A 26514-nucleotide genomic window follows, 5' to 3' on the forward strand; every position below is an offset into this window, starting at 1 on the left:
CCACCCAGGGCCGGAACACGCTGATCCGGTCAGCGACGCCTGTCGGGAAGCCGATGTGGATGAAGCCCCAGCCCAACCACCCCCCTACCCCGGCCAGCTTCACAGGCCCCGCTTGCAGCAGTGCGTTGCCACGGCTGATGTAGGCCGCCGAGCCCAGGTCGCGATAGCGATAGTTCTTGCGGCGCTTGCTATCCAAGTCACGACGGATGCACGCGGCCGCGTGCAACCCGCCTTGCATGGCGTTCTCCGCGACCCCGGGTAGTCCGTCGCGACCCGCCAGGTCACCGATGACGAAGACCTCTCGATGCCCAGGCACGGACAGGTCGGGGTCGACGGTGATGCGGCCGGATCGATCCGTCTGGGCGCCGAGCACCTCGGCGGCATGGCGAGCGAAGGGCACCGCTTCCACCCCGGCGGTCCACAACACCGTCCGGGTCGCGTAATCCTGTTTGTCCCCGGCGCCTTTGGGGCTCACCGTGATGCCGTCACGCCGGACATCGGTGACGTGCACGCCGAAATGTAGTTCGACCCCGAGATTCACCAGCGTCTCCTGCGCGCGGCCGGCCAGAGCCGGGGCGAAGCTCTTCAACACCCGATCGCCGCCGTCGAACAGCAGCACCCGCGCCTCGCGAGGTTGGATACTGTGGAATTCGTTGGCCAGCGCCCGAGTCGCCAGTTCTCTGATCTGACCGGCCAATTCGACACCGGTCGGGCCACCACCGGCGACGGCGAACGTCAGCCACTGGTCACGGTCAGGACCCGGCGGCAGGGTCTCGGCGATCTCGAATGCGGCGAACACCCGCCGGCGGATGCTCAAGGCGTCGTCGAGCGTTTTCATGCCCGGCGCCCACGCGGCGAATTCCTCGTGCCCGAAGTAGGACTGACGCATCCCGGCCGCAACCACCAGGTAGTCGTAGTCGACGTCGAAGGTGGTGTCGTCGGGCCGTCGCGCGGTCACTCGCCGGGCGGTGGGATCCAGGCGAATGGCCTCACCGAGCAGGGTCTGGACGTTCGGATGGTGCTCGAGTTCCTCGCGCAGGGATCGGCTGATCTGGCCGATGCTGAGTGTGCCGGTGGCGCACTGGTAGAGCAGGGGCTGGAAGACGTGGCATGCCGCTCGATCGAGCAGGGTCACGTCGACGTCGACTCCGCGGAACCGCCGGGCACAGAACAGGCCGCCGAATCCTCCGCCGATGATCACGACCCTCGGACGCTCATTACCCATGGCACCGTCGATACCCGTTTCTCATCGAAAGCACCCGCCGACACGCTAGCCTCGATTAGAGGGATCGGGCCGGCGGGGGCGGATATGTCAGGAGACGACACCGACGCCGCGGGGGCGTCGGTGGAGAGCGTTGCGGCCGTTGAGCAGCGCTTCCGGGAATTGTTCGATCTGTCCAGTGACGGGATCTGTGTCCATCAGGACGGCGCCATCGTGTTCGCGAACGCCACGGCGGTGCGGTGGATGGGGGTGCCGGGCAGCGAGGATCTGATCGGTCGGCGAGTGGCGGATTTCATTCCGGCCGACATCCTGGGCAAGGTGGAGAGCCGACTGAGCGGCCTGCACCACGACGGCGACAACGCTCCGCCGACCGAGGTGTCGATGAGTCGATCCCGGGGTGCCATGCGCGACGTCGAAGCGACCTCGACCCGCATCCACTGGCACGGCCGGCCCGCCGTCGTCACCTATTTCCGAGATTTGACCAAGAGCCGGGCGGCGGATCTCCTGCGCTATCAGGCGGCCCTTCTCGACCATGTCAGCGACGGTGTCGTCGGGCTGTCACCCGAAGGCGCGGTCAGCACGTGGAACGCTGCCGCCGAGAAGATCTACGGCCGCACGGCCCAGGAGGTGCGCGGCCGACCCGTGCACGAGGCGGTGGGTGCGGACGTCGACGCCGACCGGCTGATCGACACACTCGGGGTACTGCACGCGACGCACGTCGCTGCCGACGGCTCGCCCCGCTCCATCCGACTCACGGCGGCACGGACGGCTTCGGGGTACGTGCTGATCTGCGCCGACATGACCGCTCTTCGCCGCGCCGAACGGCACTTCGAGGCCGTGGTGACCGCGCTGGACGCAGGGGTGGTCGTGTTCCATCCTGACGGTTCGACGATGTCGGCGAACCCGGCCGCGCAGCGCATCCTGGCCACCGTCCGACCTGTCGATGCGCCGTTCGCCTCGAACATTCCGCTGGTCGACGCCGACGGACGCGCGTTGCCGGTGACTGAGCAACCGATCTGGCAGGTGGCGCATTCCGGCGACCCGCAGGTCGACCGCGTGGTGGGCGTCGACTGTGAGGACGGCAGCCGGGTGTGGCTGTCGATGAGCACACGGATGCTCAGTCCCGACGATCCGTTGCGGTCGCCGGTCGTGGCGACGTTCGTCGACATCACCGCGCAGAAGATGGCCCACGAACGCGCCGAGCACGAAGCCGCTCACGACGTACTGACGGGATTGCTGAATCGCTCGGGGGCCTTCGCGCGCATTGCGGCATCGCTGCGTCCGGATGCGGTTCAGCGGCTCAGCGCGGTGCTGTTCATCGATCTCGACGACCTGAAGTCGGTCAACGATTCGTTCGGCCATGACGCCGGCGACGCGGTACTCGTCACCGCCTCCGCGCGGATGAAGGACGCGCTGCGGGAATCCGATCTCATCGCCCGGCTGGCCGGTGACGAGTTCGTGGTGCTGCTGATGCAAGGCATCGAACAGGCGGACCTGGATCGTTTGATCGACCGATTGCACTGCGCCGCAACCGATCCCATCTGGTACCACGATTTCGAGATCACCGTCACGGCCAGCATCGGGGTGACGTTGGTGGGCTTGAACGACATGCGGGACGCCCTCGAGCTGCTGCGCGCCGCCGACGAGGCGATGTACAACGCGAAGGCGTCCGGCCGGGGCCGTACGCGCTACGCAGTCTGAGCCGGCGGCTGGACCGCGCGCCGCCAGGCAAGGGGGTTGAGCCCGCGAAACGGGTCCTCGTCGCGAAGCGACTGCAGGTCATCGAGGATCGTGTGCAGCGCTATTTCGGTGGTTTCTTTGACGGCCGGCTCCCACGCCTCCGTCGTGGTGTCACTGGGCCGCGCGGTTGCGATCGGTGCGCCGAATCGCAGATACATCCGTTGGGGCCGAGGCGCCATCGTCGGCCCCATGCCGCGAACGAGAGGAATCCCGACGCCGCGCACGCCGTGCAGCCGCTCGCCGATCCCCCGGGTCAACCGCTCCCACGCGCCGTCGCGCTCGGTCAAGACGTGGAACACGTCGTCACCGCCCACCAGCCCGACAGGCACGATCGGATAGTCGTGGGAGATCGCAAGCCGAGCGAAACCGCTACGGCCCTGCCACAGAAGGCGATACCCCTCACCCTTGAACTTGAGCATGTCGCGTCCTCCGCCGGGAAACACGAGCACGGTCTCGCCCTGTCGCATCAGATCCGCCGCGTTGGCGGGGTCGCCGACCACGGCACCGGCAGCTTCGGCGATCTCACGACCGAGGCCACTCATGTCGGCGAGCTGCCGCGTAGCCAGTCCCCGAACCCGCACACCCAGTTCCGCGTGAACGAAATACGGAATCATCACGATCTCCGGCCATCCCGCCGTCGTGTGGTTCCCGACCAGCAAGAAACGACCGTCGCGCGGCAAGTGCTCGAGACCGTCGACGTAGATGCGAGACCGCGCCACCACAGGCTCGATCCGGTCCGCGACCGAGAAGATCGCCGACTCCAAGGCAGCTACTCGGTTCGCCCGGTCGACAAGGGAGAGGAGATTCATGAGGCCAGCGTAACCGACAAACTGACCAAAGTACCGATTTGGTCAGTTTCTTCATTCATGCCCCGGTCGCCGATATAGTCGGCGGGTGAGTTCCGTGTCGGCTGCCCTACCCGAGCAGCAGTCAGCCAAAGCCGCGCGCTTGTTGACCGCAGCCGGAGAGCTGCTCATGAAACGGGGAGCGCGCGGTTTCACGGTGGCCGACGTGGCCGCTCGCGCCCATGTCGGAAAGGGCACCGTCTACCTGTACTGGCCCACCAAGGAAGACCTTCTCCTCGGTCTGGTGGGCCGCGGATTCCTCGGCCTTCTCGACGATCTGATCACCCGCATCCGCACCGACCCTGATCTGGCACGCCCGTCCCGCTTCTGCCCGATGATGCTCGAGGCAGCCGCGAACCACCCTCTGATCGCCGCGATGCAACGCCAGGACGGCGACCTCCTGGGAATGTTGGCCGACCATCCTCGCTCCATCGCACTGCACCAGACCCTCGGGCCGAGTGCGGTCATCGGTGCGGTCCTGCCGGTGTGGCGGCGCCACGGATTGGCCCGCACCGACTGGGACCTCGCCGATCAGGCCTTTGCTTTGCACGGCCTGATCACCGGCATCGCGCTGTCGCTGGTCTCCGGAGCAGCCGATCCCCGACCGACGGCCGACCCACTGCAGGTGCTGAGCACAGCTGTCACCGCGCTGCTAGGAACGGAAAGTGCCGGAGATGACGACTTGATTACGGCCGCAACAGAATTGGCCGGATTTCTGAGTGAGCGCAGCAGCCAGGCGGCGAAGCTCGTCGACACCCGAGCCGATGCTCCGCACCCCGACTCTGGTGCGTGATGGCCGGCATGGAAGCGACACGCGTGGATCGCTGGCTGTGGGCGGTGCGGCTGACCAAGACCCGCCCGGACGCCGCTGAAGCCTGCCGCGGCGGCCATGTGCGCGTCAACGACCGGCCCGCCAAGCCGTCGACGATGGTCGGTCCCGGCGACACGGTCCGCGCACTCGTCGGGGACCGTGTCCGAATCGTCGAAGTGGTCCGGGTCATCCAGAAGCGGGTCGGCGCCGCGGATGCCTCGACCTGCTACCTGGACCGCACCCCACCGCCACCGCCGGCCGTCGCGACACCAGTCGCCGTGCGGGACCGGGGTGCGGGCCGGCCGACGAAGCGGGACCGCCGACTGCTGGACAAGTGGCGGGCGCAGCAGAGGTGAGTGCGCGGCGATGATCCGATTCGCTCAGCTTGCAACGCTTCTCGGGGTCATCGCCGTGCCTGCGCTGGGGTGGTTCACCCAGGGCTGGTCCGGCGCGACGACGTTGGTCGTCTACTGGTTCGAGACGGCGCTGGGCTGCACGCTGATCGCGGTGCGCATCTCCCTTCATCAACGGTGGACGCCGCGCCGCGGGCACTTCCGTTACACCGCGCCCGAGAACGCCAAAACGGGCGCCCGGGGGTCGACCTTCGGCAGCGGATTCATCATCACCACCTCGGTGTTCATCACGGCCCACGGTGTGTTCCTCGGCTTCATTCTGTTCATGCTGAACCGCACCGCTGCCGGTGACTTCGCGGAGGTGAACTGGCGGCAGGTGATGCAGGGCTGCCTGTGCGTCGCTTTCCTGCTCATCCTGGACCTGGCGATCGATCTGGCGACACTGCGGCAGTGGACGTTCTGGCAGATCGAACAGACCGCGCAGCGCGGCCTCAGCCGCGTCGTGGTCGTCCATCTGACGCTGGTGTTCGGCATGGCCGGTGCCGCCTTCACCGGCGCCCCGTCGGCACTGTTCAGTGTGTTCGTGATCCTGAAGACCATGGCGTCGCTGAGTGCCGTACTGCCGCGGTACCAGCCGGCCCGGCCGCCGGGGTGGCTCAGCAGGTTATTGAACAGGATTCCGAACGCGCACCCCGGCGAACGTTTCGAGGACTTCTGGGCGAAGGACCGGGCAGACGAATGCGCTCGCCGCGAACGGAACGAACAGCTCTGGCCGTGAACCGGTTTCGCCTTCTCATCTCGGACAGTTCCGGTTAACCCCCACTGCAGAGTTACCGACAGCCGCCATGTGAGTTTGTGGGTGACGCCATTGCCGTACACGATCGTCCGGAAACAGGATCGATCATGCCCACTTCCACACGCGGCGCGGCGCGCCCTCAGCAGCTAGGGTGCCGAAGGTGAGGGGGGAATTCTGGCGCGCCCAGGTCGATCGTCGGTCGGTACTGGCTGGTCTCGCCGGTGTCGGGGCGTTCCTCGCCGTCGACCTCGGCGCGGTCGCGTATGCCAACGACTGGATTCGGCCGGCGGCGAGATTCACCCGCCAGACCGTCATCGACGGTCTGCGTGGTGTGTACGGGACACACCTGGGATTCCGCAAGGATCACGCGAAAGGCGTTGCAGTCACCGGATACTTCGACAGCATCGGGAACGCGGCCACCCTGTCCGAAGCTGTGGTGTTCCGGGCCGGCCGCACCCCGGTCGTCGGGCGCTTCTCACTGGCCGGCGGTGACCCCTTCGTCGCCGACACCCCTGGCGCTGCCCGCGGATTGGGCTTGGCCTTCGATCTGCCCAGCCGCCAACAGTGGCGGACCGCCACGCTGAACCTGCCGGTCTTCCCGGACAACTCGGCGCAGGGATTCCTGGCCAGGGCAGAGGCCGGCAAGGTGGTGCCGGGCACGGGAAAGCCCGACCCTGACGCGATGGCCGCCTTCCTGCGCACCCACCCCGAGACCGCCGCGGCGATGACGGTCATCAAAAGGCACCCGCCGACAACGGGTTTCGCCGACAGCACGTTCTCGGGCCTGAACACCTTCTACGCCGTCGACACCGCGGGGGTCCGCACACCGGTGCGCTGGTCGTTCGTCCCACTGCAGGCCGCACTTCCCCCCGACAAGGGGCGCGACGGATTGTTCGACGCCCTGGTGCGTCAGATCCGCACCACACCGCTGCAGTGGCGGCTCGAGCTCGTCGTGGCCGAAGAGTCAGACCCGCACGACGACGCGACGCTGCCGTGGCCGGCGGATCGGCGCCGGGTCGACGCAGGCACTCTCACATTGACCACGGCCCTGACCGAATCGCCCGGCAACGCGCGAGACGTCAACTTCGACCCACTGGTGCTGCCGGACGGCATCGAACCGTCCGCCGACCCTCTCCTGAGCGCCCGGTCGTCGGTGTACGCGGCGTCCTACCGGCTACGCACCGGGGAACCGACGTCGCCGTCGGCCGTCCAGGTCGACGAGGTGCCCGCGTGACGGCGCCGCAGCGCTTCGCAGTGCGGTCCCGAATCCTGCACTGGGTCACTGCGATCGGAGTGTTCTCAGCCCTGCTGATCGGGTTCGCGATGGTCAATTCGGTCGGCTCGTACGCCGCCCTGGTCGCCGTGCACATGAGCATCGGCGTCACGATCCTTGCCGTCACGGTGGTGCGCCTCGTCAACCGACGCATCGCCCACCCCCCGGCGTGGCCGCCGACCGTAGGGCGTCTGGAAGGAAGGATCGTCACGCACTCGGAGCGGCTGATGTACGGCCTGCTGCTGACGCAACCTCTGGTCGGCTGGGCGATGGTCTCGGCGGCGGGTCGGCCGGCGATCGCCTTCGGTGTCCACCTGCCCGCGATCGCACCGTTCAACGCGAGCGTGTACTTCGTTCTGCGTCAGACACATTCGGTATTGGCCTACCTTTTGGTCGCCGTCATCGCCGCCCATGTCTGCGCCGTACTGCTCCACACCCTGACCTTGCGCGACCGCATGTTCTCACGCATGTGGTTCGGGAGATCGCAGCACGCACCTGCCACCACTTCGGAAGGACCATCATGACGATCAGCCCTACGCCCCGGCGGGCGCGCCGTTTCGTCTGCGCCGCCGCAGCCATCGTCGCCGCGGGTGTCGGCCCGCAGGCCGGGCTCGCGTCTGCCCAGCCGGCCCCGGCCTGCCCGAACGTCGAGGTGGTGTTCGCCCGCGGCACGCTGGAGGCACCCGGAATCGGTGACACCGGTCAGGCACTGGTCAACTCGCTCGACTCGCGCCTGCGAACACCCGTCGCCACCTACGGGGTGAACTATCCAGCCTCGCTGGATTTCGCCACCGCCGTGAGCGGTGTCGCCGACGCCGCCAATCACATTCAGTCTGTGGCGCAGAGCTGTCCGCAGACACAGATCGTGCTGGGTGGTTACTCACAAGGCGCGGCGGTCGCGGCCTACACGACGTTCGACCACGTGCCGCCGGGCTTCATCTTGCCGCCCAACATCAGCGGGCCCATGCCTGATTCGGTTGCGTCTCATGTCGCGGCGGTCGTGCTGTTCGGCACGCCGGACCCGTTCTTCCTGAACCTCGTCGATCGCACTGCACCGTCGTTGACGGTCGGGCCGCTCTACGCCGACAAGACGCTGCAACTCTGCGCCCCAGGTGATCCGGTGTGCCAACCGGGCGCATTCGATCGTGCCGCTCACAGCGCCTACAAGAGCAACGGGATGGCCGATCAAGCGGCGGCCTTCGTCGTCGATCATCTCGACGGCGGCGCTGACGCGCAGTGACTCGGCTCTGACAACACGAAGGGCGCCCGCACAATGCGGGCGCCCTTCGTGTGAGTTCGTCGATCAGGGGTGGACGGTGGTGTCCACGTGCGGCACGTGCACGTGGGGGAACAGCTGGTCGTACCACGGGTAGTAGTCGTTGCTGTATCCGTAGCCGTGGTGGCCGTATCCGTAGCCGCCGAAACCGAAGCCGCTCTGGTCAGCCTGCGCCGGACCAGCGAAACCGATCACCGCGGCGGTCATCGCGCCGGCGACCATGCTCATCAACCCGAACCTCTTCATCGCTCTCGCCTCTTGTCGTCTCTGCTGGCGGGTGATACCGCCTATGCAGGGTCAAACAGCACCACCGGCGATTTGATTCCATCGAGGTCGGACCGGGCGTGTCCGAACAGGAAGCCCTGGCCGAGGGTGCATCCCCACTCGAGGAGGCGGTCGCGTTGTTCGGGGCGCTCGATGCCCTCGGCGATCACGGTCATGCCGACGCGAGGTCCGAGATCCACGATCGCCCGGGTGAACGTCGCGCACCGGTCGTCGTCGAGCATCCCGGCGATGAACTGTCGACTGATCTTGATGATGTCGACGGGAAAGTCGACCATCTTCTGCAGGCTGTTGAAGCCCGTGCCGACGTCGTCGATCGCGATCTGAACTCCCAGGCGACGCAGCCACTCCAAATCGTCGGGTATGGAGCCGGCGATCCCGCCCGCGTGCGTCTCGGTCAGCTCGAGCACGAGCCGGCGCGGGTCCAGACCGGTCATCTCGAGCGCATCAAGGACGTCGCTGCGTAGATCGCCTCGTTCCAGCTGTCGTCCCGAGACGTTGACGTGAACGGCCGAGGCAGACCAGGGCGCGATCCATGCGGCGGCGTTCCGGCAGGCTTCGTTGAGCACTCGGCGGCCGATGGCCGGCATGAATGCCGACGCCTCGGCCACGGTCAGGAACTCGCCGGGTAGCAGAAGGCCGCGACGAGGATGCTCCCACCGTAACAATGCCTCGGCTGCAACGGTTTTCGTCGTCTTGAGCGCGACGATGGGCTGGTAGTGGACGGTGAACTCGTCCCGATCCAGGGCACGCGAGATCTCCGAACGCAGCTGTGCCTCATGACGGTGGACGGTCGCCCGGAGCGCATCACCACCCGTGGTGACGCAATCCTTGCCGTTGCGCTTCGCGGAGTACATGAGGCTGTCGGCGCGCTGCAGCAGAGTCTCGCCCCCGCACCCCGGCTCGGAGAGCACCATGCCGGCACTGACCGACAACCGGTCGTACATGCGCCCCATGCCCAACCTCACCGGGCGGCGCAGCTCGGCTCTGATGCGTTCTGCGGCATGGTGCAGGTCGTCCGCATCGCCAACGTCTCTGCAGAGCACTGCGAACTCGTCACCGCCCAGACGCGCTGCGATACCGTCTGCCGCGGTCACCGATTGCAGCCGTCGCGCAACGATTTTCAGCACCTCGTCGCCCTGGGCGTGCCCCAGGGTGTCGTTGACTGCCTTGAAACCGTCGAGATCGAGGAAGATCAGCCCCACTCCACGCGATCCGCCCTGGTGGGCGCCGGCCAACGCAGACTCCACGCGGTCCATGAACAGGGCGCGGTTCGCCAGCCCGGTCAGTGGATCGTGTGTCGCGAGGTGCTGCAGTTCGGCCTCGAATGCCTTGCGCTCGGTGATGTCGGTAGCAACGCCGATGTATCCGACGCACGAGCCCGATTGATCGGTCATCTGTGAGACCGCCAGACTGACCGACAGGTGGGCACCGTCGCGTCGCACGTAGGTCCATTCGCGGACGTCGGCGTTCCGCGGCGTGACGTGGTGGACGAACACGTGGAACGCGGGCGAGATGCCGAGTTCGGCCGCCCTGGCCCGGACTTCGAGCGGGTCGTGGAACTCGATGGGCGAGCGCCCGATCATCTCGTCAGCCGACCAACCCAGCAGGCGTTCCGCCCCGTTGTTGAACACGGTGATGAGCCCGTTCGCGTCGGTGCCGATGATCGCCTGTTCGGACGCCGCCTGCAGGACGCCGGCGAACAGGTCGTGAGCCGCGCGCAGTTGCTCGGCGTGGCGCCGTTCCTCGGTGACGTCGCGGAACGCGGCGACGGTGAACGCCGACTGACGGGTCAGCGGGGTGGTGGTCAGCTCGATGATCCGGTCCTGCGCCGGCACCTCGAGGTCGCGCCGCTGGGCACCGGATACCCCTGATGACGAGGTCTCGTTAGCCGCGCGCACGACGTCGTCGACGCAGCCCGACGACGTGGCCTGAGCGTTCTGGAGTACGGCGACGCCGTCGGCGTCCGTGAGCAGAACGCTGTCGTGGATGCTGTCGAGGACAGCGCCCAGCAGCTCAGAAGTACGAGCAGCGGAGTCCCGCGCGGACGAGAGCTCATCGATCAGCCGCGCGCGCGAGTCGCGGTACAGCGCCAGAGTCAACACGACGATGGTCAGACTGCAGACCATCGCCTGCGCGAGCAGCGCGCGCGTCTCCACATCGGGAACGATCAAAGCGCCGCGTTCCCAGAGGGTGGCACCGACGATCCACGCGCCGGCGAACAGCAGGAACGTCGTCGACACCGTGGTGCTGTAGCGCAGCGCCAACCAGACCGCAGGCACCAGCACGATGAAGGCGATGGGCACACCGGTGTTCAACCAGAACGCGCACAGGAACGCCGACACAGCCGTGCCGGTCACTGCGAAGGCTTCGGCGAGGCCGCGCACGGTCACCTGCGGACGCCCCGGGGTGATTTCCCGAACGCGCAGCCAGACAGCGACGCCCAGCAGCGTCGAGGCACCGTTGCGGACGGCGAACAGCGCGAAGGTCTCGTCGAAGTCGTCACCCTCGACGACCCAGAAGTATCCGGCCGCCAGGACCGCCGCAGCGCTTGTTCCGATGACCACTGCCACGACCAGGTGGGCGAGGTCGGCCGGATCACGCAGTGTCGGCGCACGTCCCCCGCGAGTCAGGACGGCCGCCGTCACCGTCGCCAGCAAACCATTCACCAATACGAACCACGCCGCGAGCGCGACCGACGCACCAGTGGTCAGATTCACCGCGAAGGTGAGGCCCAGCAGCAGCGCGACGTGCGCCAGACGTCTCTGCGGTGGACAGTCACGGGTAGCGAGGAGCCAGACCGTCGCAACCGCGGCGGCGGGCCACACCAGCGAGATCTCGCCCCCGCCGAGCCGGGTGGCACGCCCTGCCACAATTGCCAGGGTGTAGGCCATTGGGAACGCGACGACGTACGACACGCAGCGACGATTGCCCACCATTGCCACCCTTTGCTTGAGCGTCAATTGACAGCATGAGCGCTCGGCGGGGTTTTCGCCGGCAAATTCGGCGTGTCAGTCCCTCGGCCAGACGATCAGCGGCACGGGCAGCGCCCGCAGGATCTTGGTGGCCGACCGGCCGAGGAACAGCCGGCGCGGCGCGGCCAGCCGGCTCGAGCCCACCAGCGCAACCTCACTGTCGGCGAACTCGACGCCTTCGACCGCATCCTCGAGCGATTCGCCCCGGCCGATGATGCTGCTGACGGAGCACTCCGCCGGCAGTCGCTGCGCAGCCGAGTCCACCAGCGCGGCGGCGTGCTCCTCGGCGGCGCGGGCCCAGTCACTGCCGTCGCTGGTCGCGTCCTCGTCGAGTGCCACCAGCGACATCAGTCGCAGCGGAACCCGCCACTCACCTGCCAGCCGGACGGCGTTGTCGAACAGCGCCTCGTTGCCGGGCCGCAGCCCGACGGCACAGGTGATTCGCGAGACGCCCGGCTGCGCCTGGTACTGCGCCGGCGCGAGCGCGACCGGTACGGGTGAGGCGTGCAGCAGCGCGTCGGCGAGGCTGCCCAGCCCGAAGCGGCCGCTACGGACGCGGTGGTAGGTGCCGACCACGATCAGTGCCGCCTCACCGCGGTCTGGGTCGGTGGCAGCATCGAGTAGACCCTGGGTGATCGAGTCGGCGCGCTGCACCACGCTGTCGGCGGTCACGTCCTCAGGAACCCGAGACAGGCCGTCGCGCAACCATTCTCGGGCCTGCTCGTCGAGCTCGGCGTTGAAGGCCTGGTCGGGCGAGTAGCGCTGGAACGTCGGTGCGTCGCTGGGCAGCACCGACACGAGATCGAGCGTGGCGCCCGACGAGCGGGCCAGGGTGGCCGCGACATTCACCCCGTCGACTCCGCGCTGACGCGGACCGTATCCGACGACATATCGCATGGCTGGTCACGGTACAGAACCGCCGAGGTTGTGGTAAGCCCCGTGAGTACGTTTTTCCCCCAGCGAGATGGCGGTGCCACCATGACTCAGTCAGCCTCAGGCTCCTCGGGTTCTCCCGTGCTGGCCCGCACCTTGGGTCTGTGGGCGATCGTCTTCCTCGGCCTGGGTTACATGACCCCGACGGTCGTGTTCGACACGTTCGGCATCGTCTCCGACGAGACCGGCGGTGTGGTGCCGACGGCCTACGTCTTCGCGCTGGTGGTCATGGCGTTCACCGCGATCAGCTACGGCCGGATGACAACGGTGTTCCCTTCGGCCGGTTCGGCGTACACGTACACCTCGGCGACGATCAGTCCCAGCTTCGGCTTCCTGATCGGGTGGGCAGCCCTGCTCGACTATCTGCTGTTGCCGTTGGTGAACGCCTTGATCATCCGCAGCTACCTGTACTCGTTCTTCCCTGACGCGCCGCAGTGGCTCTTCGTCGTCGTCTACGTCGCCGCGATCACCGGGATGTGCCTGTTCAGCATGACCAACACGTCACGGGTGAACATGCTTCTGGTGGTCTTCGAGGTGGTGTTGATCGGTGTGTTCCTGATCTTGGCCGCCAAGTCGTTGATGGACGGGATGGGGAACGGGACGTTGTTCTCGACGGAGCCCCTGTGGCACGAGGGCGTCCATCTGGACCTGGTGATCACCGGGGCGACGATCGTGGCGTTCTCGTTCATCGGGTTCGACGCGATCACGATGTACACCGAGGAAGCCAAAGACGCCTCCACGGTGCCGAAGGCGATCCTCTTCGCTCTGCTCATCGGCGGCGCCATCTTCTTCGTCGCCGCCTTCTTCACGCAGTCGTTGTTCCCGGACGTGTCGAACTTCAGCCAGGAATCTCTGGAGAACAGCGCGCTGCCGGAGGTGGCGTTCAACGTCGGTGGGCATTTGTTCAAGATCCTGCTGACCGCGGCCGCGTTCGCCGCCACGGTGGCGTCGAGTCTGGCATCGCATGCCTCGGTGTCGCGTTTGCTGTTCGTGATGGGGCGCAACGGTCGTGGCCCGGTCGGACGGTTCTTCGGCTACCTGCATCCGAGCTTTCAGACCCCGTCCTACGCGATCATCTTCGTGGGTGTGGTGTCGCTGTTGGCGATTGCGTTCAACCTGGATTTCGTCGCGTCGCTGATCAACTTCGGTGCGCTGATCGCGTTCACCATGGTGAACCTGACCGTGATCATCTACTTCGCGTATCGCCGCCGCGAGGTCAGCGGGGCGGGGCAGATCTTCCGCAACATCGTGCTGCCGGGCGTCGGCGTTGCGGCCACCGTGTTGCTGTGGCTCTATCTCTCGCCCGAGTCGACACGCTACGGAATCATCTGGTTCGCCATCGGAATCGTTGTGCTGCTGTGGCTTACGCGCTTCTTCCGACGCCCGCTGACGGTCAACATGGGCGAGGCGGTTCCCGACGCCGACGAACTCGACACGCCCCCGAAGACGGCGTCCTAGACTGGCGGCGCACAGCTTGTGCGGTGCCTGTACCGAGCCCGATCCTCAAGGAGCGAACTGTCGATGAGCACGTCTATGTACGCAGTGGTGGACCCGTCCACCGGCGAGTTGGTCAAGGAATACCCGACGGCCACCGACGAGCAGATCGAGCAGGCCATCGCCGCAGCAGACACGGCGCACCGTGAGTGGTCCAAGACCTCGTCGGTCGCCGACCGCGCGGCCCTGATCCGCCGGGTCGCCGAGTTGCACGAGGAGCGCAAAGAGGAGCTCGCCCGCATCATCCAGCGTGAGATGGGCAAGCCGCTGGACCAGTCGATCGGCGAAGTGGAGTTCAGCGCGGCGATCTACACCTACTACGCCGACAACGCCGAGAAGTTCCTCGCCGACGAGCCGATCGATCTGCTCGAAGGAGACGGGTCGGCGCTGATCCGACGGAGCTCGGTGGGCGTGCTGCTGGGCATCATGCCGTGGAACTACCCGTACTACCAGGTGGCCCGCTTCGCCGGACCGAACCTGACCATCGGCAACACGATCGTGCTCAAGCATGCGCCGCAGTGTCCGGAATCGGCGGAGGCACTGCAGAAGATCTTCACCGACGCGGGCTTCCCCGAGGGCGCCTATGTCAACGTGTACGCCACCAACGAGCAGATCGCCGACGCGATCGCCGACCCCCGTGTGCAGGGTGTGTCGCTGACCGGCTCGGAGCGGGCCGGCGCCGCCGTCGCCGAGATCGCGGGCCGCAACCTCAAGAAGGTCGTGCTCGAGCTCGGTGGTTCCGATCCGTTCATCGTGCTGTCGACCGACGATCTGGACGCCACCGTGGAGGCCGCGGTCGACGGGCGGTTCGAGAACACCGGCCAGGCCTGCAACGCGGCCAAGCGCATCATCGTCGCCGAGAACGTCTACGACGAGTTCCTCGGCAAGTTCACCGAGAAGGTGCTGGGCAAGGCCGAGGGTCTGGCCCCGCTGTCGTCGGTGGCCGCCGCCGAGCGCCTCGAGGATCAGGTCAAGCGGGCCGTCGACGCCGGCGCCAACCTGACCAGCGGGGGTGAGCGCAACGGCGCCCACTTCCCGCCGGGGGTGCTCACCGACATGCCGCGCGACTACCGCGAGGAGCTGTTCGGGCCCGTCGCATCGGTGTACAAGGTGGCCGACGAGCAGGAAGCGGTCGAGCTGGCCAACGACACCCCGTTCGGGTTGGGTTCCTACGTCTTCACCACCGACGGCGAACAAGCCAAGCGCGTTGCCGACAAGATCGAGGCCGGCATGGTGTTCGTGAACGCCGTCGGAGCCGAGGGTGCCGAGCTGCCCTTCGGTGGCGTGAAGCGCTCGGGCTTCGGACGCGAACTCGGCCGATTCGGGATGGACGAGTTCGTGAACAAGAAGCTCATCCGCATCGTCGAGTAGAGCCGTCGGCCCCTGCGATCGAGCAGGTGATCGGGCATTGTTCAGGGTATGGAACTGCGCACGCTGGAGTACTTCCTCGCCGTCGCCGAGGAGGAATCGTTCACCCGGGCCGCGCAGAAGTGCTTCGTCACCCAACCCTCGATCAGCGCCCAGATCCAGGGGCTGGAGCGTGAACTCGGCGAGTCGCTGTTCGATCGCACCCAGCGCACCACGGTGCTGACCGACGGCGGTCGAGTGCTGCTTCCGTACGCGCGCGAGTGCGTGCGCGCAGCCAGCGACGCGAAGGCCGAGTTCTCCGCTCGCGCGGGTCTGCTACGGGGCCAGCTCCGAATCGGCACGGGCGGCGGGGTCGAACACACCACGATCCCTGCGCTGCTGGGTGAGCTGCGACAGAAGTATCCGGGCATCGACGTCGAGGTCGCCGAGGCCACCAGCGCACCGCTGCTCGACATGGTGCTGCAGAGTCGCCTGCACGCCGCGGTGATCGCTCGGCCCGCTGCTGGGTTGCCTGCGACGATCAGCGCCTCGCCGATGTTCACCGACGAGATCGTGGCGGTGTACGACCCGACGGTCTACCCCCTCGGCGACGCCGATCCGATTCCGTTGCGCGACATCGTGACTCATCCGGTGATCACCTACCCGCCGACCAGTGCGCTACGTGGCGCTGTCGAGCGGGTCGCCGCGGAGGCCGGAGTCGTCTTGTCGGCCAACGTCGCCGCCAACGACGCCCGATTGCAGGTGGCGTTCGCTGCTCAGGGGTTGGGCGTGGCGCTGAGTGTGCGCTCGGATCCTGCGCTGCGCGAAACCGGGCTCACCATTCGGCCCGTCAGCCCGCAGATCGGCTTCGACAAGGTCCTCATCTGGCGCAATGACCTCACTGCGCCGGCCCCGCTGAGGGCCTTCCTCGAACTGTGGGCCACTTTGGTTGGCACACCTGCGGCGCCCTAGCCCCTGCGGGCGGAAACGATTGTGGTCGAACGATCGAGACCGCGGACGTCAGGCGCGGTGCCGGCGATCGAGCACCCAGTCCCGCACCCGTGAGGGCACCGCCAACCCGACCGCCATCCCGGCCACCGTGAGAGTGGCTGTGATGCCGTCGCTGACCACGGCGAGCAGGACAGGGTCGGTGGCGTGCGTGGCGAGCTCGGCGGCGCCGGCGACAGCCCTGAACACATACATGCCCGGCACCATCGCCACCACGGCGGCGAATCCCGCTGCGGCGAAAGGGATGCCTTTCAGATAGGCCACCGGGGTCAACACCGCGCCCGCCAGCAGGCATGCCAGCAGTGCGGCAACGGGAACGCTGGCATGCCAGTACGCCGTCGCCAGCCAATGGACGGCGTGCGCCGCCATGCCGACGGCGACCGGCCAACCCAACAGGCGGTACGGCATGGAGAAGAACACCGGATAGCAGGCAGCGGCGACACCTGCGGCGAGGACGTCGAGGGTGAACGGAACCTCTGCCGGTGGCGACGTCAGTGGCAGCGCCTGCCCACCCATGCGCAACCCCACCATGAGGCCGACGGCGATCACCGCGAGCACCAGGAGCGCATAACCGAGCCGGGCCAGCGCGAGCGGCAGGCGGACTGCCAGCAGATCCATGGCGCCGATGAGGATCTGCGGACCGGGCACCATCACCATGGCCGGGCACAGCGCCACCAGACCACCCGGCACCTGCATCCCGACCGCACCCGCGAGAGCGCCGGCCCCTCCGGCGATCAGCGCGGCACCGAAGATCGGCAGTAGCACGTCCGAGGTGACGGTGGCCAGCAGTCGGCGCAGCAGGCCTCCCAGTGCCGCGGCAACGGCGATCAATGCGATGGCCCGGATGTCGGTCACCCCGAAGACGACAGACAAGGCCGCCGCGCCGAACCCGCAGGCCGCTACGAAGGCCGTGGTCGAAGAGGGCTTGAGGCGTGCGGCCTCCTCCAGTGCCCGCTCCACCTCGGTACGGTCCACCGGGCGGCGAGCGGCATCGTCGACGGTTCGCATCAACGCGGCCACCCGGCGCATGTTGATCGCGATGGGCCGCGTCTGCGCGATCAGCGCGTCGGCACCGCCGGTGCGCGGGTCATAGACGGTCAGCGTCGACCACCCGGGAATGACCTCCGCGGGCTGGCCCAGTCCGTGCGAGAGTCGCCGCACGGCAATCAGTGTCATGGCCGTCGATTGACCACTCTCGTGCAGCAGGACGGCGGCGCGCAGGATCGTCCCGAGTGCGCCCGCGCGATTGTCCGATCCGCTAGGCACCGGCCACGCCGCGGCCGATCATCTCGTGGGGGTCGACGATGGCGTCGAACTGCTCGCCGGTCACCTTCCCCGACGCCAGCGCCGCTTCGCGCAGCGTGATGTCGCGGGCCACCGCGTCCTCGGCGATGTGCGCGGCGTTCTGATAGCCGATGACGGGGCTCAGTGCGGTCACCAGCATCGCGCTGGTGCTCACATAGCGGGTGATCCGCTCCTCGTTCAATGCCGTTCCTGCGACCGAGAATTCGAGGAACTTGCCGCATCCGTCGGCCAGGATGCGGATCGAGTGCAGGACATTGTTGATGATGACGGGCCGCATCGCGTTGAGCTCGAAGTTGCCTTGCGAGCCCGCCAATGCCACCGCGGCGTCGTTGCCCATCACCTGGATCGCGATCATCACCAGGGCCTCGCACTGCGTCGGGTTCACCTTGCCGGGCATGATCGACGATCCGGGCTCGTTGGCGGGCAGCACCAGTTCGCCGAGCCCGCAGCGGGGGCCGGAAGCCAGCCACCGCATGTCGTTGGCGATCTTCATCAGGGCGACTGCCAACCCACGCACTGCCGCATGGGCGCGCACGATCGGGTCCAGCGACCCGAGCGCGGCGAACTTGTTCGGCGCGGTGACGTAGGGCTTACCGGTGAGGCCGGCCAGCGTCGTGGCGACGTCGTGGCCGAAGCCCGCCGGCGCGTTGAGCCCGGTGCCGACCGCGGTACCGCCGACCGCCAGTTCCAGCAGACCTGCCCGCGCATGGTCGATGTCCTGCAGGCACGCCTGCAGCTGGGCGGCCCACCCCGACCACTCCTGCCCCACGCTGAGCGGCACCGCATCCTCCAGATGCGTGCGGCCGATCTTCACGATGTCCATCCACTGCGCGCTCTTCGCGGCGATCTCGTCGTGCAGTGCCTTCACTCTCGGCACCAGATGCCCGTCGATGGCGTCCAGCGTGGCGATGTGCATGGCTGTCGGGAAGGTGTCGTTGCTGCTCTGCCCCATGTTGACGTGGTCGTTCGGGCCGACGGGCTGCTGCGAGCCGAGCTGCCCGCCGAGCAGCTGGATGGACCGGTTGGAGATCACCTCGTTGACGTTCATGTTGCTTTGCGTGCCAGATCCCGTCTGCCACACGAACAGTGGGAAGTGCTCGTCGAGTTCGCCGGCGATCGCCTCTTCCGCGGCCTGGACGATCACCTTCGCCAGCCGCGGTTCCAGCCGGCCGGCCTTCTCGTTGACCAGCGCGCAGGCTTTCTTCACCAGTCCGTAGGCGTGGTAGACCTCGATGGGCATGCGGTCGGTGCCGATCGAGAAATGCTGCAGCGAACGCTGGGTCTGGGCGCCCCAGTACCGATCGGCGGGCACGTCGACGGTGCCGAGGCTGTCGAACTCCTGACGGGTACCGGTGGCGTCGATACCTATTGGGGTCATACGGGCGTCCTCCACGGTGGGCTGCGGCCAAGCCTTCCCCGCGCCGTCGGCGCTGTCCAATAGCCGGCGCCTTGCCGCGGATAGGAGCAACCTATCGGCCGCCGCGGGATCAGATGACGAAACCACCGTCGACGTTCCACGTCACGCCTGTGACGTAGCTCGCCTCAGCCGACGCGAGATAGGCAACGGCGCTGGCGATGTCGGCCGGCTGCCCGTAGCGACCGACGGCGATGAGCGGACGCACCTGGTCGGAGAAAGCGCCGCCGTGTTCGGGGTTCATGTCGGTGGCCACCGGACCGGGCTGGATGGTGTTGACGGTGATGCCGCGCGGCGCGAGTTCACGCACGAGTCCGCGGGTGAACCCGGCGACGGCGGCCTTGGTGAGCGCATATCCGGACAGGCCGGCCATCGGGGCGCGGTCGGCGTTGACACTGCCGATCGTGATGATGCGTCCGCCCTGCCCGAGGTGCGGGACGGCGGCCTTGGTGGCGGCGAACACGCCGCGCACGTTGACCGCGATGAGCCGGTCGAACTCCTCCAGGGGGAAGTCCTCGATCGGAGCTCCGTAGGCGATGCCGGCGTTGTTCACCAGGATGTCGAGACCGCCGAGTCGCGACGCCGCGGCCTGCACCGCGTCGCTGACGGCGGTGGGGTCGGCGCTGTCGGCCTGCAGCGCGACGACGGTGCCGCCCGCTGCGGTCAGCTCGTCGGCCAACCGCTGCGCAGGCTCCGGCGACGATTGGTAGGTCAAGGCCACATCGGCGCCGTCAGCGACGAGGCGGCGCACGATCTCCGCTCCGATGCCTCTCGAACCACCGGTGACCAAGGCTCGTTTGCCGGACAGGGGACTCGTCATCGCGATCTCTTTCGTCGTCGGCCGGATCTCCTGCGGCCTCGTGTCCAGTGGTAAGCGAGCGCGGCCCGGAAAGATTCCCTGTCCGCGTCCTCGCCCACTGACGAAATCATCAGGACTGGGATGAGCCTGATATTCTGCGGCCATGGACGTGCCCGAGGGCGCCGGTGCGGAGCAGCCCGTCAACCGGCTCCAGCGCCGCAAGATGCGCACCCGCGCAGCCTTGGTCCGGGCGGCACAGGGATTCATCGCGGAGGGCAAGGTGGCGGTGCCCATCTTGGAGATCACCCAGGCCGCTGATGTGGGCATGGGCTCGTTCTACAACCACTTCGAGAGCAAGGAACAGCTCTTCGACGCTGCCCTGACCGATGCCCTGGACCAGATGGGCGCCCTGCTCGACGTCTTCACCGCCTCGATCACCGAACCAGCGGAAGCATTTGTCACGCGATTTCGACTCGCAGGCAGACTGTTTCGCCATCGCCCGCAGGAGGCGGCACTACTGCTGTCCAATGCCGGATCGCTCATCTTCTCCGACCACGGTCTGTCCCCGCGCGCCCGCCGCGACATCGCCGCGGCCATCGACGCCGGCCGGTTCGCGATCGCCGACCCGGACGTGGGGCTGGCACTGGCCGGCGGTGCGCTGATCGGTTTGGCCACGCTGTTGAGGGAGAAACCCGACCGGGACGCCGACACCACGGTCGACGAGGTCGCCGGTGGACTGCTGCGCACCTTCGGTATCACCGCGAAACAGGCAGCAGCGCTCTGCGCGCTCCCGCTACCCGACCTCTCGTCGCTGGCGGATGCACCGGCCGACTGGCCCGCACCCATGATGCGGGCAGACTGAATCGACCGCGTTCTCACACCCGTCCCGCCGCGAGATGCGCAGTCGTCGTGGCGCGTAGCTTTCCGTCGGACCCGGCGCGCCGATAGGCCGCCGCCCGCAGCGCTGGTGTCAGGCGGTCACGCTCGTCGACCGTCAATCCGATGTACACCGGCATGAACCCGTAAACCTGGTCCAGTTCGGCGAGGAATCCCTCCACAGACGGAACCTCCCATACGACGTGAACGGCGCGCACGGTGACATCCCGAAATCCCGCGCCCTCCAGTCCTTCTCGAAGCGCATCTGGCTCTGCTGCCAGTAGTACACCCGCCGGCCTCGGGATGGTCTCCCGCTCCGGGAACACCTCGGCCATCGCCTCCACGAGCAACCCCACCGATGCCACGGTCCGCGGATCCGTCCAGCTGCTGATGCACCCGTGGCCACCGGGCCTCGTCACCCGCGCCATCTCTCGCAACGCGCCACCCCAGTCGGGCAGGTTGATGACGCCGAACATCGAGAACGCGACATCGAAGGTGTCGTCGCCGAATTCGAGCACCTGCGCGTCCATCACCGTCGCCGTACACGCCGGATGGCGGGCCAGCCGTTGCGCCGCACGCGCCACCATGTCCTCCGAGACGTCGACAGCCGTCACGCGCACCCCGAGTTCGGCAGCGGCAACACTCAGCGCACCGGGGCCACAGGCGACGTCGAGCACCTCAGCCCCGCCTGCAAGACCCCCCACCATCTCGAAGGCCGGTGAAATGCATTGCGCAGTGAGGGGTTCACCGATGCGCTCGTAGAGGTCGGCAGGAGCCAGCAGTCGAAGACGATCGTCGGTAGATGCCATCGGCTCAGCATGCTCACCCACGGTCAGATCGGCAAGGACGCTTGCTGATCGGGCAAGGCGCGTCCCGTGGGGAGGAATTGCGCCTATCGTGCAGACGTGACCGATCCTGCGCTGGTGAAGCCGACACCGCCGGAACTGATGGACGACGCCGGTACCGGACTCGATTACGGCACCAAGCCGACCCAGATGCTGGGCGACATCACCCCCAACGACCGATTCTTCGTTCGCAGCCACGCTCCGACGCCACGCATCGACGGCGACACGTGGACGCTGCACATCGACGGTGACGGCGTGCGCGAACCGCTGAGCTATTCCTACGCCCAGCTGCGCGACGACTTCCCGTTGATCTCGATCGTCCGCACCCTCGAGTGCGCGGGCAATCGCCGGGTGCTGTTCGGCCAGGAGATGCACCACACCTTCGAGGGCACGCAGTGGGGACGAGGGGCGATCAGCACTGCCGAGTGGACCGGCATCCGGCTCCGCGACCTGCTGGCACCGGCCGACATCGCCGACGACGCTCGCGATGTCATGCCGGAATCTCTCGACGAGATCAGGGCACGCAGGCCGCTACCACTGGCCAAAGCGCTCGCCGACGACACGATCGTCGCGATCGCGATGAACGGTGAGCCCCTCCCCGCTGATCACGGTTTCCCCGCCCGCCTCGTGGTGTCCGGATGGCTGGGAGCGGCGAGCATCAAGTGGCTGGGCCGCATCGAGGTCAGCACGCAACACCTGTACACGCCCTGGAACACCGAGGATTACGTTCTGATCAGCCCGGAGCACGCCCAAGAGGGGCCTGCGCGCGGACCGGCGATCACCGAGCCGGCTCTGTCCAGCATGATCGAACTCCCGTGGCCCGCAACCCTTTCTGCCGGTACACACGTGATCCGCGGCCGTGCCTTCGCGGGCGAGGGCTGGGTCACCGCCGTGGAGTACCGGATCGACGACGGCCCCTGGCGCCCGGCGACCATCACCTCGCCCGGGTCCTCGGGGGTGTGGGCACGGTGGCAGTTCCGCTGGGACGCCGCGCCGGGCGATCACGTCGTGCGAGTCCGGGCCACCGACAACCGCGGCACCGTACAGCCCGAGCACACCCCGTGGAACGAGCTCGGATACATGCACCAGTCGGTGCTCGCTCACCCGGTGACCGTGAGTTCCACGTGAGGTCGTCGACGTGCAGCTGAGCGCGCGAATGCCGGACCTCACGTCGTTGGAGGTCCTTCTCGCGATCGCCCGCACCGGCAGCCTCAGTGGCGCGGGTCGCGAATGCGGGCTGACCCAGCAGGCCGTGTCCGCGCGCATCGCCGCCCTCGAACGGCAGACCGGCGTGCGCCTGGTCATTCGCAGCAAGACCGGATCTCGTCTCACCCCGGCGGGTGCGGTCGCCGCGCAGTGGGCCGATCGTCTGCTCACCGTGGCGCACGAGGTCGACGCGGGCCTGGCCACGTTGCGCGACGACAGCAAGACCAGACTGCGCATCACGGCGAGCCTGACCGTCGCAGAACAGCTTCTCCCCCGCTGGCTGGTGAGTTGGCGAGACAGCGTGACCCGGCAGCGCGCGACGCCGCCGGACGTCATACTCACCGCGGCCAACAGCGAACAGGTGATCGCAGCCATCCGCAACGATCAGGCCGATCTGGGCTTCGTCGAGAGTCCCGGTGTGCCGCGGCCGTTGCGCAGCAGCACCGTCGCTCACGACGATCTGGTGGTGGTGGTGCCACCCGCGCACCGGTGGGCCCGTCGTCCGCAGCCCGTCCCGGCCGACGAACTCGCCGCCACAGCGCTGGTCACCCGCGAGAAAGGTTCGGGGACAAGGGAATTCCTGAGCAGTGCGCTTCGGCGTGTGACCGATGCCCCTCAGGTTCCGCCGGCGCTGGAGCTGTCCAGTGCCGCTGCCGTGCGCGCCGCGGTGCTCGCGCAGGCGGGCCCGGCAGTGCTGAGCAGATTGGCCGTCGCCGACGATCTCGAACTCGGCCGGCTCCGCGCCGTCGACGTGGCGGGTCTCGAACTCCGCCGTGCGTTGCGGGCGGTCTGGCTGGGCGGAAGCACTCCCCCCGCCGGTGCGGTGCGGGACCTGCTCAGCCACATCAGCGCCGTCCGGCGCCATCGAAGTGAGTGATCAGGTCACAATTTCTCGTTGTGTCATGGCTACTGTTCAGCAGGTCCAGCCGCTCGTAGCGTGACAGTCATGCAGCACTCCACCCTCATCCCCGAGCCCGTCGCCGTCGTGGCCCCGCCGCCACAGCGCGGACTTCACCATGTGGGCCCCAACTGGTTCGCCTCGGTGATGGGGACCGGGATCGTCGCCACCGCCGCGGCGACCCTCCCCGTTCAGGTGCCGGGTTTGCGCGGCTTCGCCCAGGTCGTCTGGGTGCTGGCCGCGGCACTGCTCGCAGTGCTCGTCGTGCTGGTCGGCTCGTTCTGGGTGCGCCACCCCGTCGTCGCCAGGAGCCACGCGCACAACGCGCAGATGGCGCATTTCTACGGGGCGGCTCCGATGGCGCTGCTCACCGTCGGCGCCGGGGCGCTGCTGATCGGTGGCGACGTGATCGGTGCGGACGCGGCGCTGCGACTGGACTGGGCACTGTGGACGCTCGGCACTGCGGGCGGACTCATCACCGCGGCCACCATTCCCTTCCTGATGGTCACCCGTCACGACGTGGGCCCCGACGCCGCTTTCGGCGGCTGGCTGATGCCGGTGGTGCCGCCGATGGTGTCGGCAGCGACGGGGGCGCTGCTCATCCCGCACATCGGTAGCGAGACAGGTCGGGCCACCATGCTCTACGCCTGCTTCGCGATGTTCGGCCTGTCGATGATCGCCGCGCTGATCATCATCACGATGATCTGGAGCCGGCTCGTCCACTACGGCACCTCCGGCACCGCGCGGGTCGCCACGCTGTGGATCGTCCTCGGCCCGCTGGGGCAGTCCATCACCGCGGCAGGGCTGCTGGGCGGCAACGCCGCCGCGGCCGTCGACCCTCAGATCGCCGGCGCCCTGAAGGTGTTCGCGGTGCTCTTCGGCGTGCCCGTGTGGGGATTCGCCGTGCTGTGGATCGTGCTGGCGACGTCGCTGACCATCCGGACGCTGCGCCGCGGCATGCCGTTCGCGTTGACGTGGTGGAGCCTGACGTTCCCGGTCGGCACCTTCGTCACCGGCACCACGCAGTTGGCGTTGCACACGGGACTGCCGGCCTTACGCGTCGCTGCTGCGATCGGCTACGTGTGTCTGCTCGGCACGTGGTGTCTGGTGGCGACGCGCACCGTCCACGGCAGCGTCCGTGGCGAACTCCTCGGCCCCCGATAACCGCGGAATAGCGTTCCAGGCTGTTGCCGGGCCGGAATCGCGGCCATGGCTGCTATCTGGATGCCGGATCTGCGAGGACCCCGCAGGTAGCCTGCACGGATGCCGACGACGCCCCTGCCCGTGGTGCTGGCCACGCTCGCGCTCCGGCGCGGGCTCAAGCGGTTCGCGGACATGTTGGTGCCGCCGCAGTTCGCGATGCTCGATGTCGGCGAGGGACTCGCCGGCGTCCAGATCGCGGCGAGCATCGCCGAACTCGGGATCGCCGATGTGCTCGCACAGGGACCGCTGACCGCACGTCAGATCGCCGAGCAGCTCGACACGGATCCCGAGGCCACCCACCGCCTGCTGCGCGGCGCGGCCGCCTGCGGGCTGTGCACCCTGGACCGGCGCACCGGGGCGGCCCGCCTGACCCGCATGGGCGCGGTGCTGAGTAGCGACCATCCGTCCTCGCTGCGCGCGTGGATGCGATACAAGGGGATGCCGTCGACGGTCGACGCCTGGGGCGGTCTGGCGGCGAGCGTGCGTAGCGGACGGAGTGCGTTCGAGCTGGTACACGGCACGTCGGTGTGGGATTGGTATGCCGCCCACCCCGACGAGGAGAAGATCTTCGCCGCGACGATGCGGCAGGCGACCAGCATGATCGCCCGCGGCATCGCCCGCGTCTACCCATGGCCGGACGGTGCGGTGGTCTGCGACGTGGCCGGGGGGATCGGGACGCTGCTCTCGGTGATCGTGTCCGAGACCGAGGCGAACCTGCGCGGAGTCCTGGTCGACAGTGCCGGGATGATCGCCGAGGCGGATCGGTTCCTCGCCGAACGGGGTGTCGACGACCGGATCGAGCGTGTCGAGGGAGACATCTTCGGTTCGATCGACGCCACCGCCGACGTCTACATCCTCAAAGACGTCCTCCACGACTGGGATGACGAACGCTGCGCGAAGATCTTCTCGACCGTCGCGGCGAGCATGCCGGCCGGCGCCAAGCTCCTGGTGGTCGAGTATCTGCAGCCGCGCAACCGGCCGAATCCGTTCTCGCCCCTCCTCGATCTGCACACCCTCACTCAGCGCGACGGGGGCAGGCTGAGGTCGAAGGAGGAGTTCGAGGAGCTGCTCGTCGGCGCAGGCCTACGGCCCACCGGTCGACATTTCTCGGTGGTGCCGCACGACATCATCGAGGCCGAGAAGATCGAAGGATGACCTACGGCCGGTAGCCCGCGGCCGAGTTCCGCAGCTGCCAGATCTGCGCGGGGCACAAGATGCCGATGGCGTAGGACACCACGTAGTTGGCGGCCTGTTCGTCGTTCGGGAAGACGTCCCGCTTCGTGTCGGCCATCAGCTGGGCGTAGGGCACACCTCTGCCGACTTTGTCGCAAAGCCCCCAGCCGTACCCCAGTGCATCGTTGTTCGGGAAATCGAAGTGACGCCGCACGATGACGTTGTAGGTGTACTCGACTTCGGGCGCGGGCACGGCCGAGGCCACCGGGAGGGCTGAGAAGCCGCTTGCTGCAACCATCGTCGCGGTCAGGACGGCCGCTCGCCGACTCACTGGTGATGTCATCAGATGCACCCGCCCGCGCACGGGTCGGCCACTGCCGGCGCCGACGCCGCCACACCGATGCCGCTGACGCAGAGAATGGTTCGCAATCCCTTCCACA

The 26514-nt window shown here is 67.7% G+C and carries 25 protein-coding genes; 15 read left to right on the forward strand and 10 right to left on the reverse strand.

Annotated features, from left to right (window positions below; translation table 11 throughout):
- Window positions 1–1225 (reverse strand): NAD(P)/FAD-dependent oxidoreductase (locus DMB80_RS14470; RefSeq protein WP_111510566.1); only part of this gene is annotated, 1225 nt, incomplete at its 3' end.
- Window positions 1226–1309: 84 nt separating this feature from the next.
- Between DMB80_RS14470 and DMB80_RS14475 the strand changes: the two genes are divergently transcribed.
- Window positions 1310–2923: a sensor domain-containing protein gene (locus DMB80_RS14475; protein WP_111510488.1), complete on the forward strand. Its 1614-nt coding sequence runs from the start codon at window positions 1310–1312 to the stop codon at window positions 2921–2923.
- Here DMB80_RS14475 and DMB80_RS14480 read toward each other — a convergent pair.
- The gene (locus DMB80_RS14480) at window positions 2911–3771 is read right to left on the reverse strand and encodes a lysophospholipid acyltransferase family protein (protein ID WP_111510489.1); all 861 of its coding nucleotides are present in this window, start codon (window positions 3769–3771) and stop codon (window positions 2911–2913) included. The two genes, DMB80_RS14475 and DMB80_RS14480, sit on opposite strands and share 13 nt — an antisense overlap.
- Before the next feature lie 85 nt (window positions 3772–3856).
- Here DMB80_RS14480 and DMB80_RS14485 point away from each other — a divergent pair, with 85 nt between their 5' ends.
- From DMB80_RS14485 to DMB80_RS14510, 6 genes are all read left to right on the forward strand, one after another.
- Entirely contained in the window at window positions 3857–4600 is a 744-nt protein-coding gene (locus DMB80_RS14485; protein ID WP_240431198.1) for a TetR/AcrR family transcriptional regulator, read from the forward strand.
- A gap of 8 nt (window positions 4601–4608) precedes the next feature.
- Entirely contained in the window at window positions 4609–4974 is a 366-nt protein-coding gene (locus DMB80_RS14490; protein ID WP_111510568.1) for an RNA-binding S4 domain-containing protein, read from the forward strand.
- Window positions 4975–4984: 10 nt separating this feature from the next.
- Window positions 4985–5749, forward strand: coding sequence for a DUF6498-containing protein (locus DMB80_RS14495; protein WP_111510490.1), 765 nt, complete (start codon window positions 4985–4987; stop codon window positions 5747–5749).
- A 178-nt stretch (window positions 5750–5927) separates the two neighbouring features.
- Window positions 5928–7001, forward strand: coding sequence for a catalase family peroxidase (locus tag DMB80_RS14500; RefSeq protein WP_240431199.1), 1074 nt, complete (start codon window positions 5928–5930; stop codon window positions 6999–7001).
- Window positions 6998–7564, forward strand: a complete 567-nt coding sequence (locus tag DMB80_RS14505) for a cytochrome b (RefSeq protein WP_111510491.1) — start codon at window positions 6998–7000, stop codon at window positions 7562–7564. Before DMB80_RS14500 ends, DMB80_RS14505 begins: the two co-directional genes overlap by 4 nt.
- On the forward strand, window positions 7561–8280 hold the full coding sequence (locus DMB80_RS14510; RefSeq protein ID WP_111510492.1) for a cutinase family protein: 720 nt from the start codon (window positions 7561–7563) through the stop codon (window positions 8278–8280). Before DMB80_RS14505 ends, DMB80_RS14510 begins: the two co-directional genes overlap by 4 nt.
- Window positions 8281–8343: 63 nt before the next feature.
- Here the strand turns inward: DMB80_RS14510 and DMB80_RS14515 are convergent, their stop codons facing one another.
- From DMB80_RS14515 to DMB80_RS14525, 3 genes are all read right to left on the reverse strand, one after another.
- Window positions 8344–8562 carry a hypothetical protein gene (locus tag DMB80_RS14515; protein ID WP_111510493.1) on the reverse strand — a complete coding sequence of 73 codons (219 nt, stop codon included), beginning with the start codon at window positions 8560–8562 and terminating at the stop codon, window positions 8344–8346.
- A 41-nt stretch (window positions 8563–8603) separates the two neighbouring features.
- Window positions 8604–11516 (reverse strand): bifunctional diguanylate cyclase/phosphodiesterase, encoded by a 2913-nt coding sequence (locus DMB80_RS14520; protein ID WP_240431200.1) that lies wholly within the window; start codon window positions 11514–11516, stop codon window positions 8604–8606.
- Window positions 11517–11609: 93 nt separating this feature from the next.
- Window positions 11610–12470: a universal stress protein gene (locus DMB80_RS14525; RefSeq protein WP_111510495.1), complete on the reverse strand. Its 861-nt coding sequence runs from the start codon at window positions 12468–12470 to the stop codon at window positions 11610–11612.
- Window positions 12471–12551: 81 nt separating this feature from the next.
- On the opposite strand from DMB80_RS14525, the gene DMB80_RS14530 reads away from it, so the two are divergent.
- The 3 genes from DMB80_RS14530 (at window position 12552) to DMB80_RS14540 (ending at window position 16319) form a co-directional block, all read left to right on the forward strand.
- Window positions 12552–13964 carry an APC family permease gene (locus DMB80_RS14530; protein ID WP_111510496.1) on the forward strand — a complete coding sequence of 471 codons (1413 nt, stop codon included), beginning with the start codon at window positions 12552–12554 and terminating at the stop codon, window positions 13962–13964.
- Between the two features lie 63 nt (window positions 13965–14027).
- Complete coding sequence (locus DMB80_RS14535) at window positions 14028–15371, forward strand: NAD-dependent succinate-semialdehyde dehydrogenase (RefSeq protein WP_111510497.1); 1344 nt, start codon at window positions 14028–14030, stop codon at window positions 15369–15371.
- A 48-nt stretch (window positions 15372–15419) separates the two neighbouring features.
- Complete coding sequence (locus DMB80_RS14540) at window positions 15420–16319, forward strand: LysR family transcriptional regulator (protein ID WP_111510498.1); 900 nt, start codon at window positions 15420–15422, stop codon at window positions 16317–16319.
- A gap of 48 nt (window positions 16320–16367) precedes the next feature.
- Here the strand turns inward: DMB80_RS14540 and DMB80_RS14545 are convergent, their stop codons facing one another.
- From DMB80_RS14545 to DMB80_RS14555, 3 genes are all read right to left on the reverse strand, one after another.
- Window positions 16368–17621 carry a threonine/serine exporter family protein gene (locus DMB80_RS14545; RefSeq protein ID WP_111510499.1) on the reverse strand — a complete coding sequence of 418 codons (1254 nt, stop codon included), beginning with the start codon at window positions 17619–17621 and terminating at the stop codon, window positions 16368–16370.
- A complete protein-coding gene (gene fumC / locus DMB80_RS14550; RefSeq protein ID WP_111510570.1) occupies window positions 17614–19038 on the reverse strand; it encodes a class II fumarate hydratase in 1425 nt (474 codons plus the stop codon). Before fumC ends, DMB80_RS14545 begins: the two co-directional genes overlap by 8 nt.
- Window positions 19039–19147: 109 nt before the next feature.
- A complete protein-coding gene (locus tag DMB80_RS14555; protein WP_111510500.1) occupies window positions 19148–19894 on the reverse strand; it encodes a 3-oxoacyl-ACP reductase family protein in 747 nt (248 codons plus the stop codon).
- Between the two features lie 142 nt (window positions 19895–20036).
- Here DMB80_RS14555 and DMB80_RS14560 point away from each other — a divergent pair, with 142 nt between their 5' ends.
- The gene (locus DMB80_RS14560) at window positions 20037–20735 is read left to right on the forward strand and encodes a TetR/AcrR family transcriptional regulator (RefSeq protein WP_111510501.1); all 699 of its coding nucleotides are present in this window, start codon (window positions 20037–20039) and stop codon (window positions 20733–20735) included.
- 13 nt (window positions 20736–20748) lie between these two features.
- Here DMB80_RS14560 and DMB80_RS14565 read toward each other — a convergent pair whose 3' ends face one another.
- Window positions 20749–21558, reverse strand: a complete 810-nt coding sequence (locus DMB80_RS14565) for a class I SAM-dependent methyltransferase (RefSeq protein ID WP_111510502.1) — start codon at window positions 21556–21558, stop codon at window positions 20749–20751.
- 96 nt (window positions 21559–21654) lie between these two features.
- On the opposite strand from DMB80_RS14565, the gene DMB80_RS14570 reads away from it, so the two are divergent.
- The 4 genes from DMB80_RS14570 (at window position 21655) to DMB80_RS14585 (ending at window position 26056) form a co-directional block, all read left to right on the forward strand.
- Window positions 21655–22722 (forward strand): sulfite oxidase, encoded by a 1068-nt coding sequence (locus DMB80_RS14570; protein WP_111510503.1) that lies wholly within the window; start codon window positions 21655–21657, stop codon window positions 22720–22722.
- A gap of 10 nt (window positions 22723–22732) precedes the next feature.
- Complete coding sequence (locus DMB80_RS14575; protein WP_111510504.1) at window positions 22733–23677, forward strand: LysR family transcriptional regulator; 945 nt, start codon at window positions 22733–22735, stop codon at window positions 23675–23677.
- 69 nt (window positions 23678–23746) lie between these two features.
- Window positions 23747–24862 (forward strand): TDT family transporter, encoded by a 1116-nt coding sequence (locus DMB80_RS14580; RefSeq protein WP_111510505.1) that lies wholly within the window; start codon window positions 23747–23749, stop codon window positions 24860–24862.
- A 99-nt stretch (window positions 24863–24961) separates the two neighbouring features.
- Window positions 24962–26056 carry a methyltransferase gene (locus DMB80_RS14585; protein ID WP_111510506.1) on the forward strand — a complete coding sequence of 365 codons (1095 nt, stop codon included), beginning with the start codon at window positions 24962–24964 and terminating at the stop codon, window positions 26054–26056.
- Between the two features lies 1 nt (window position 26057).
- Here DMB80_RS14585 and DMB80_RS14590 read toward each other — a convergent pair whose 3' ends face one another.
- Window positions 26058–26417 carry a DUF732 domain-containing protein gene (locus tag DMB80_RS14590; RefSeq protein WP_240431202.1) on the reverse strand — a complete coding sequence of 120 codons (360 nt, stop codon included), beginning with the start codon at window positions 26415–26417 and terminating at the stop codon, window positions 26058–26060.
- Window positions 26418–26514 lie beyond the last annotated feature (97 nt).

The sequence above is a fragment of the Mycobacterium kyogaense genome (assembly GCF_003254575.1).
Lineage (GTDB): Bacteria > Actinomycetota > Actinomycetes > Mycobacteriales > Mycobacteriaceae > Mycobacterium > Mycobacterium kyogaense.

Bases quoted from the DNA above. Each gene is read 5' to 3' on its own strand.
- DMB80_RS14475 (WP_111510488.1), top strand. From the start codon at position 1,310: ATGTCAGGAGACGACACCGACGCCGCGGGGGCGTCGGTGGAGAGCGTT.
- DMB80_RS14480 (WP_111510489.1), bottom strand. From the start codon at position 3,771: ATGAATCTCCTCTCCCTTGTCGACCGGGCGAACCGAGTAGCTGCCTTG.
- DMB80_RS14490 (WP_111510568.1), top strand. From the start codon at position 4,609: ATGGAAGCGACACGCGTGGATCGCTGGCTGTGGGCGGTGCGGCTGACC.
- DMB80_RS14495 (WP_111510490.1), top strand. From the start codon at position 4,985: ATGATCCGATTCGCTCAGCTTGCAACGCTTCTCGGGGTCATCGCCGTG.
- DMB80_RS14510 (WP_111510492.1), top strand. From the start codon at position 7,561: ATGACGATCAGCCCTACGCCCCGGCGGGCGCGCCGTTTCGTCTGCGCC.
- DMB80_RS14515 (WP_111510493.1), bottom strand. From the start codon at position 8,562: ATGAAGAGGTTCGGGTTGATGAGCATGGTCGCCGGCGCGATGACCGCC.
- DMB80_RS14525 (WP_111510495.1), bottom strand. From the start codon at position 12,470: ATGCGATATGTCGTCGGATACGGTCCGCGTCAGCGCGGAGTCGACGGG.
- DMB80_RS14530 (WP_111510496.1), top strand. From the start codon at position 12,552: ATGACTCAGTCAGCCTCAGGCTCCTCGGGTTCTCCCGTGCTGGCCCGC.
- DMB80_RS14535 (WP_111510497.1), top strand. From the start codon at position 14,028: ATGAGCACGTCTATGTACGCAGTGGTGGACCCGTCCACCGGCGAGTTG.
- DMB80_RS14540 (WP_111510498.1), top strand. From the start codon at position 15,420: ATGGAACTGCGCACGCTGGAGTACTTCCTCGCCGTCGCCGAGGAGGAA.
- fumC (WP_111510570.1), bottom strand. From the start codon at position 19,038: ATGACCCCAATAGGTATCGACGCCACCGGTACCCGTCAGGAGTTCGAC.
- DMB80_RS14555 (WP_111510500.1), bottom strand. From the start codon at position 19,894: ATGACGAGTCCCCTGTCCGGCAAACGAGCCTTGGTCACCGGTGGTTCG.
- DMB80_RS14560 (WP_111510501.1), top strand. From the start codon at position 20,037: ATGGACGTGCCCGAGGGCGCCGGTGCGGAGCAGCCCGTCAACCGGCTC.
- DMB80_RS14565 (WP_111510502.1), bottom strand. From the start codon at position 21,558: ATGGCATCTACCGACGATCGTCTTCGACTGCTGGCTCCTGCCGACCTC.
- DMB80_RS14580 (WP_111510505.1), top strand. From the start codon at position 23,747: ATGCAGCACTCCACCCTCATCCCCGAGCCCGTCGCCGTCGTGGCCCCG.
- DMB80_RS14585 (WP_111510506.1), top strand. From the start codon at position 24,962: ATGCCGACGACGCCCCTGCCCGTGGTGCTGGCCACGCTCGCGCTCCGG.
- DMB80_RS14590 (WP_240431202.1), bottom strand. From the start codon at position 26,417: ATGACATCACCAGTGAGTCGGCGAGCGGCCGTCCTGACCGCGACGATG.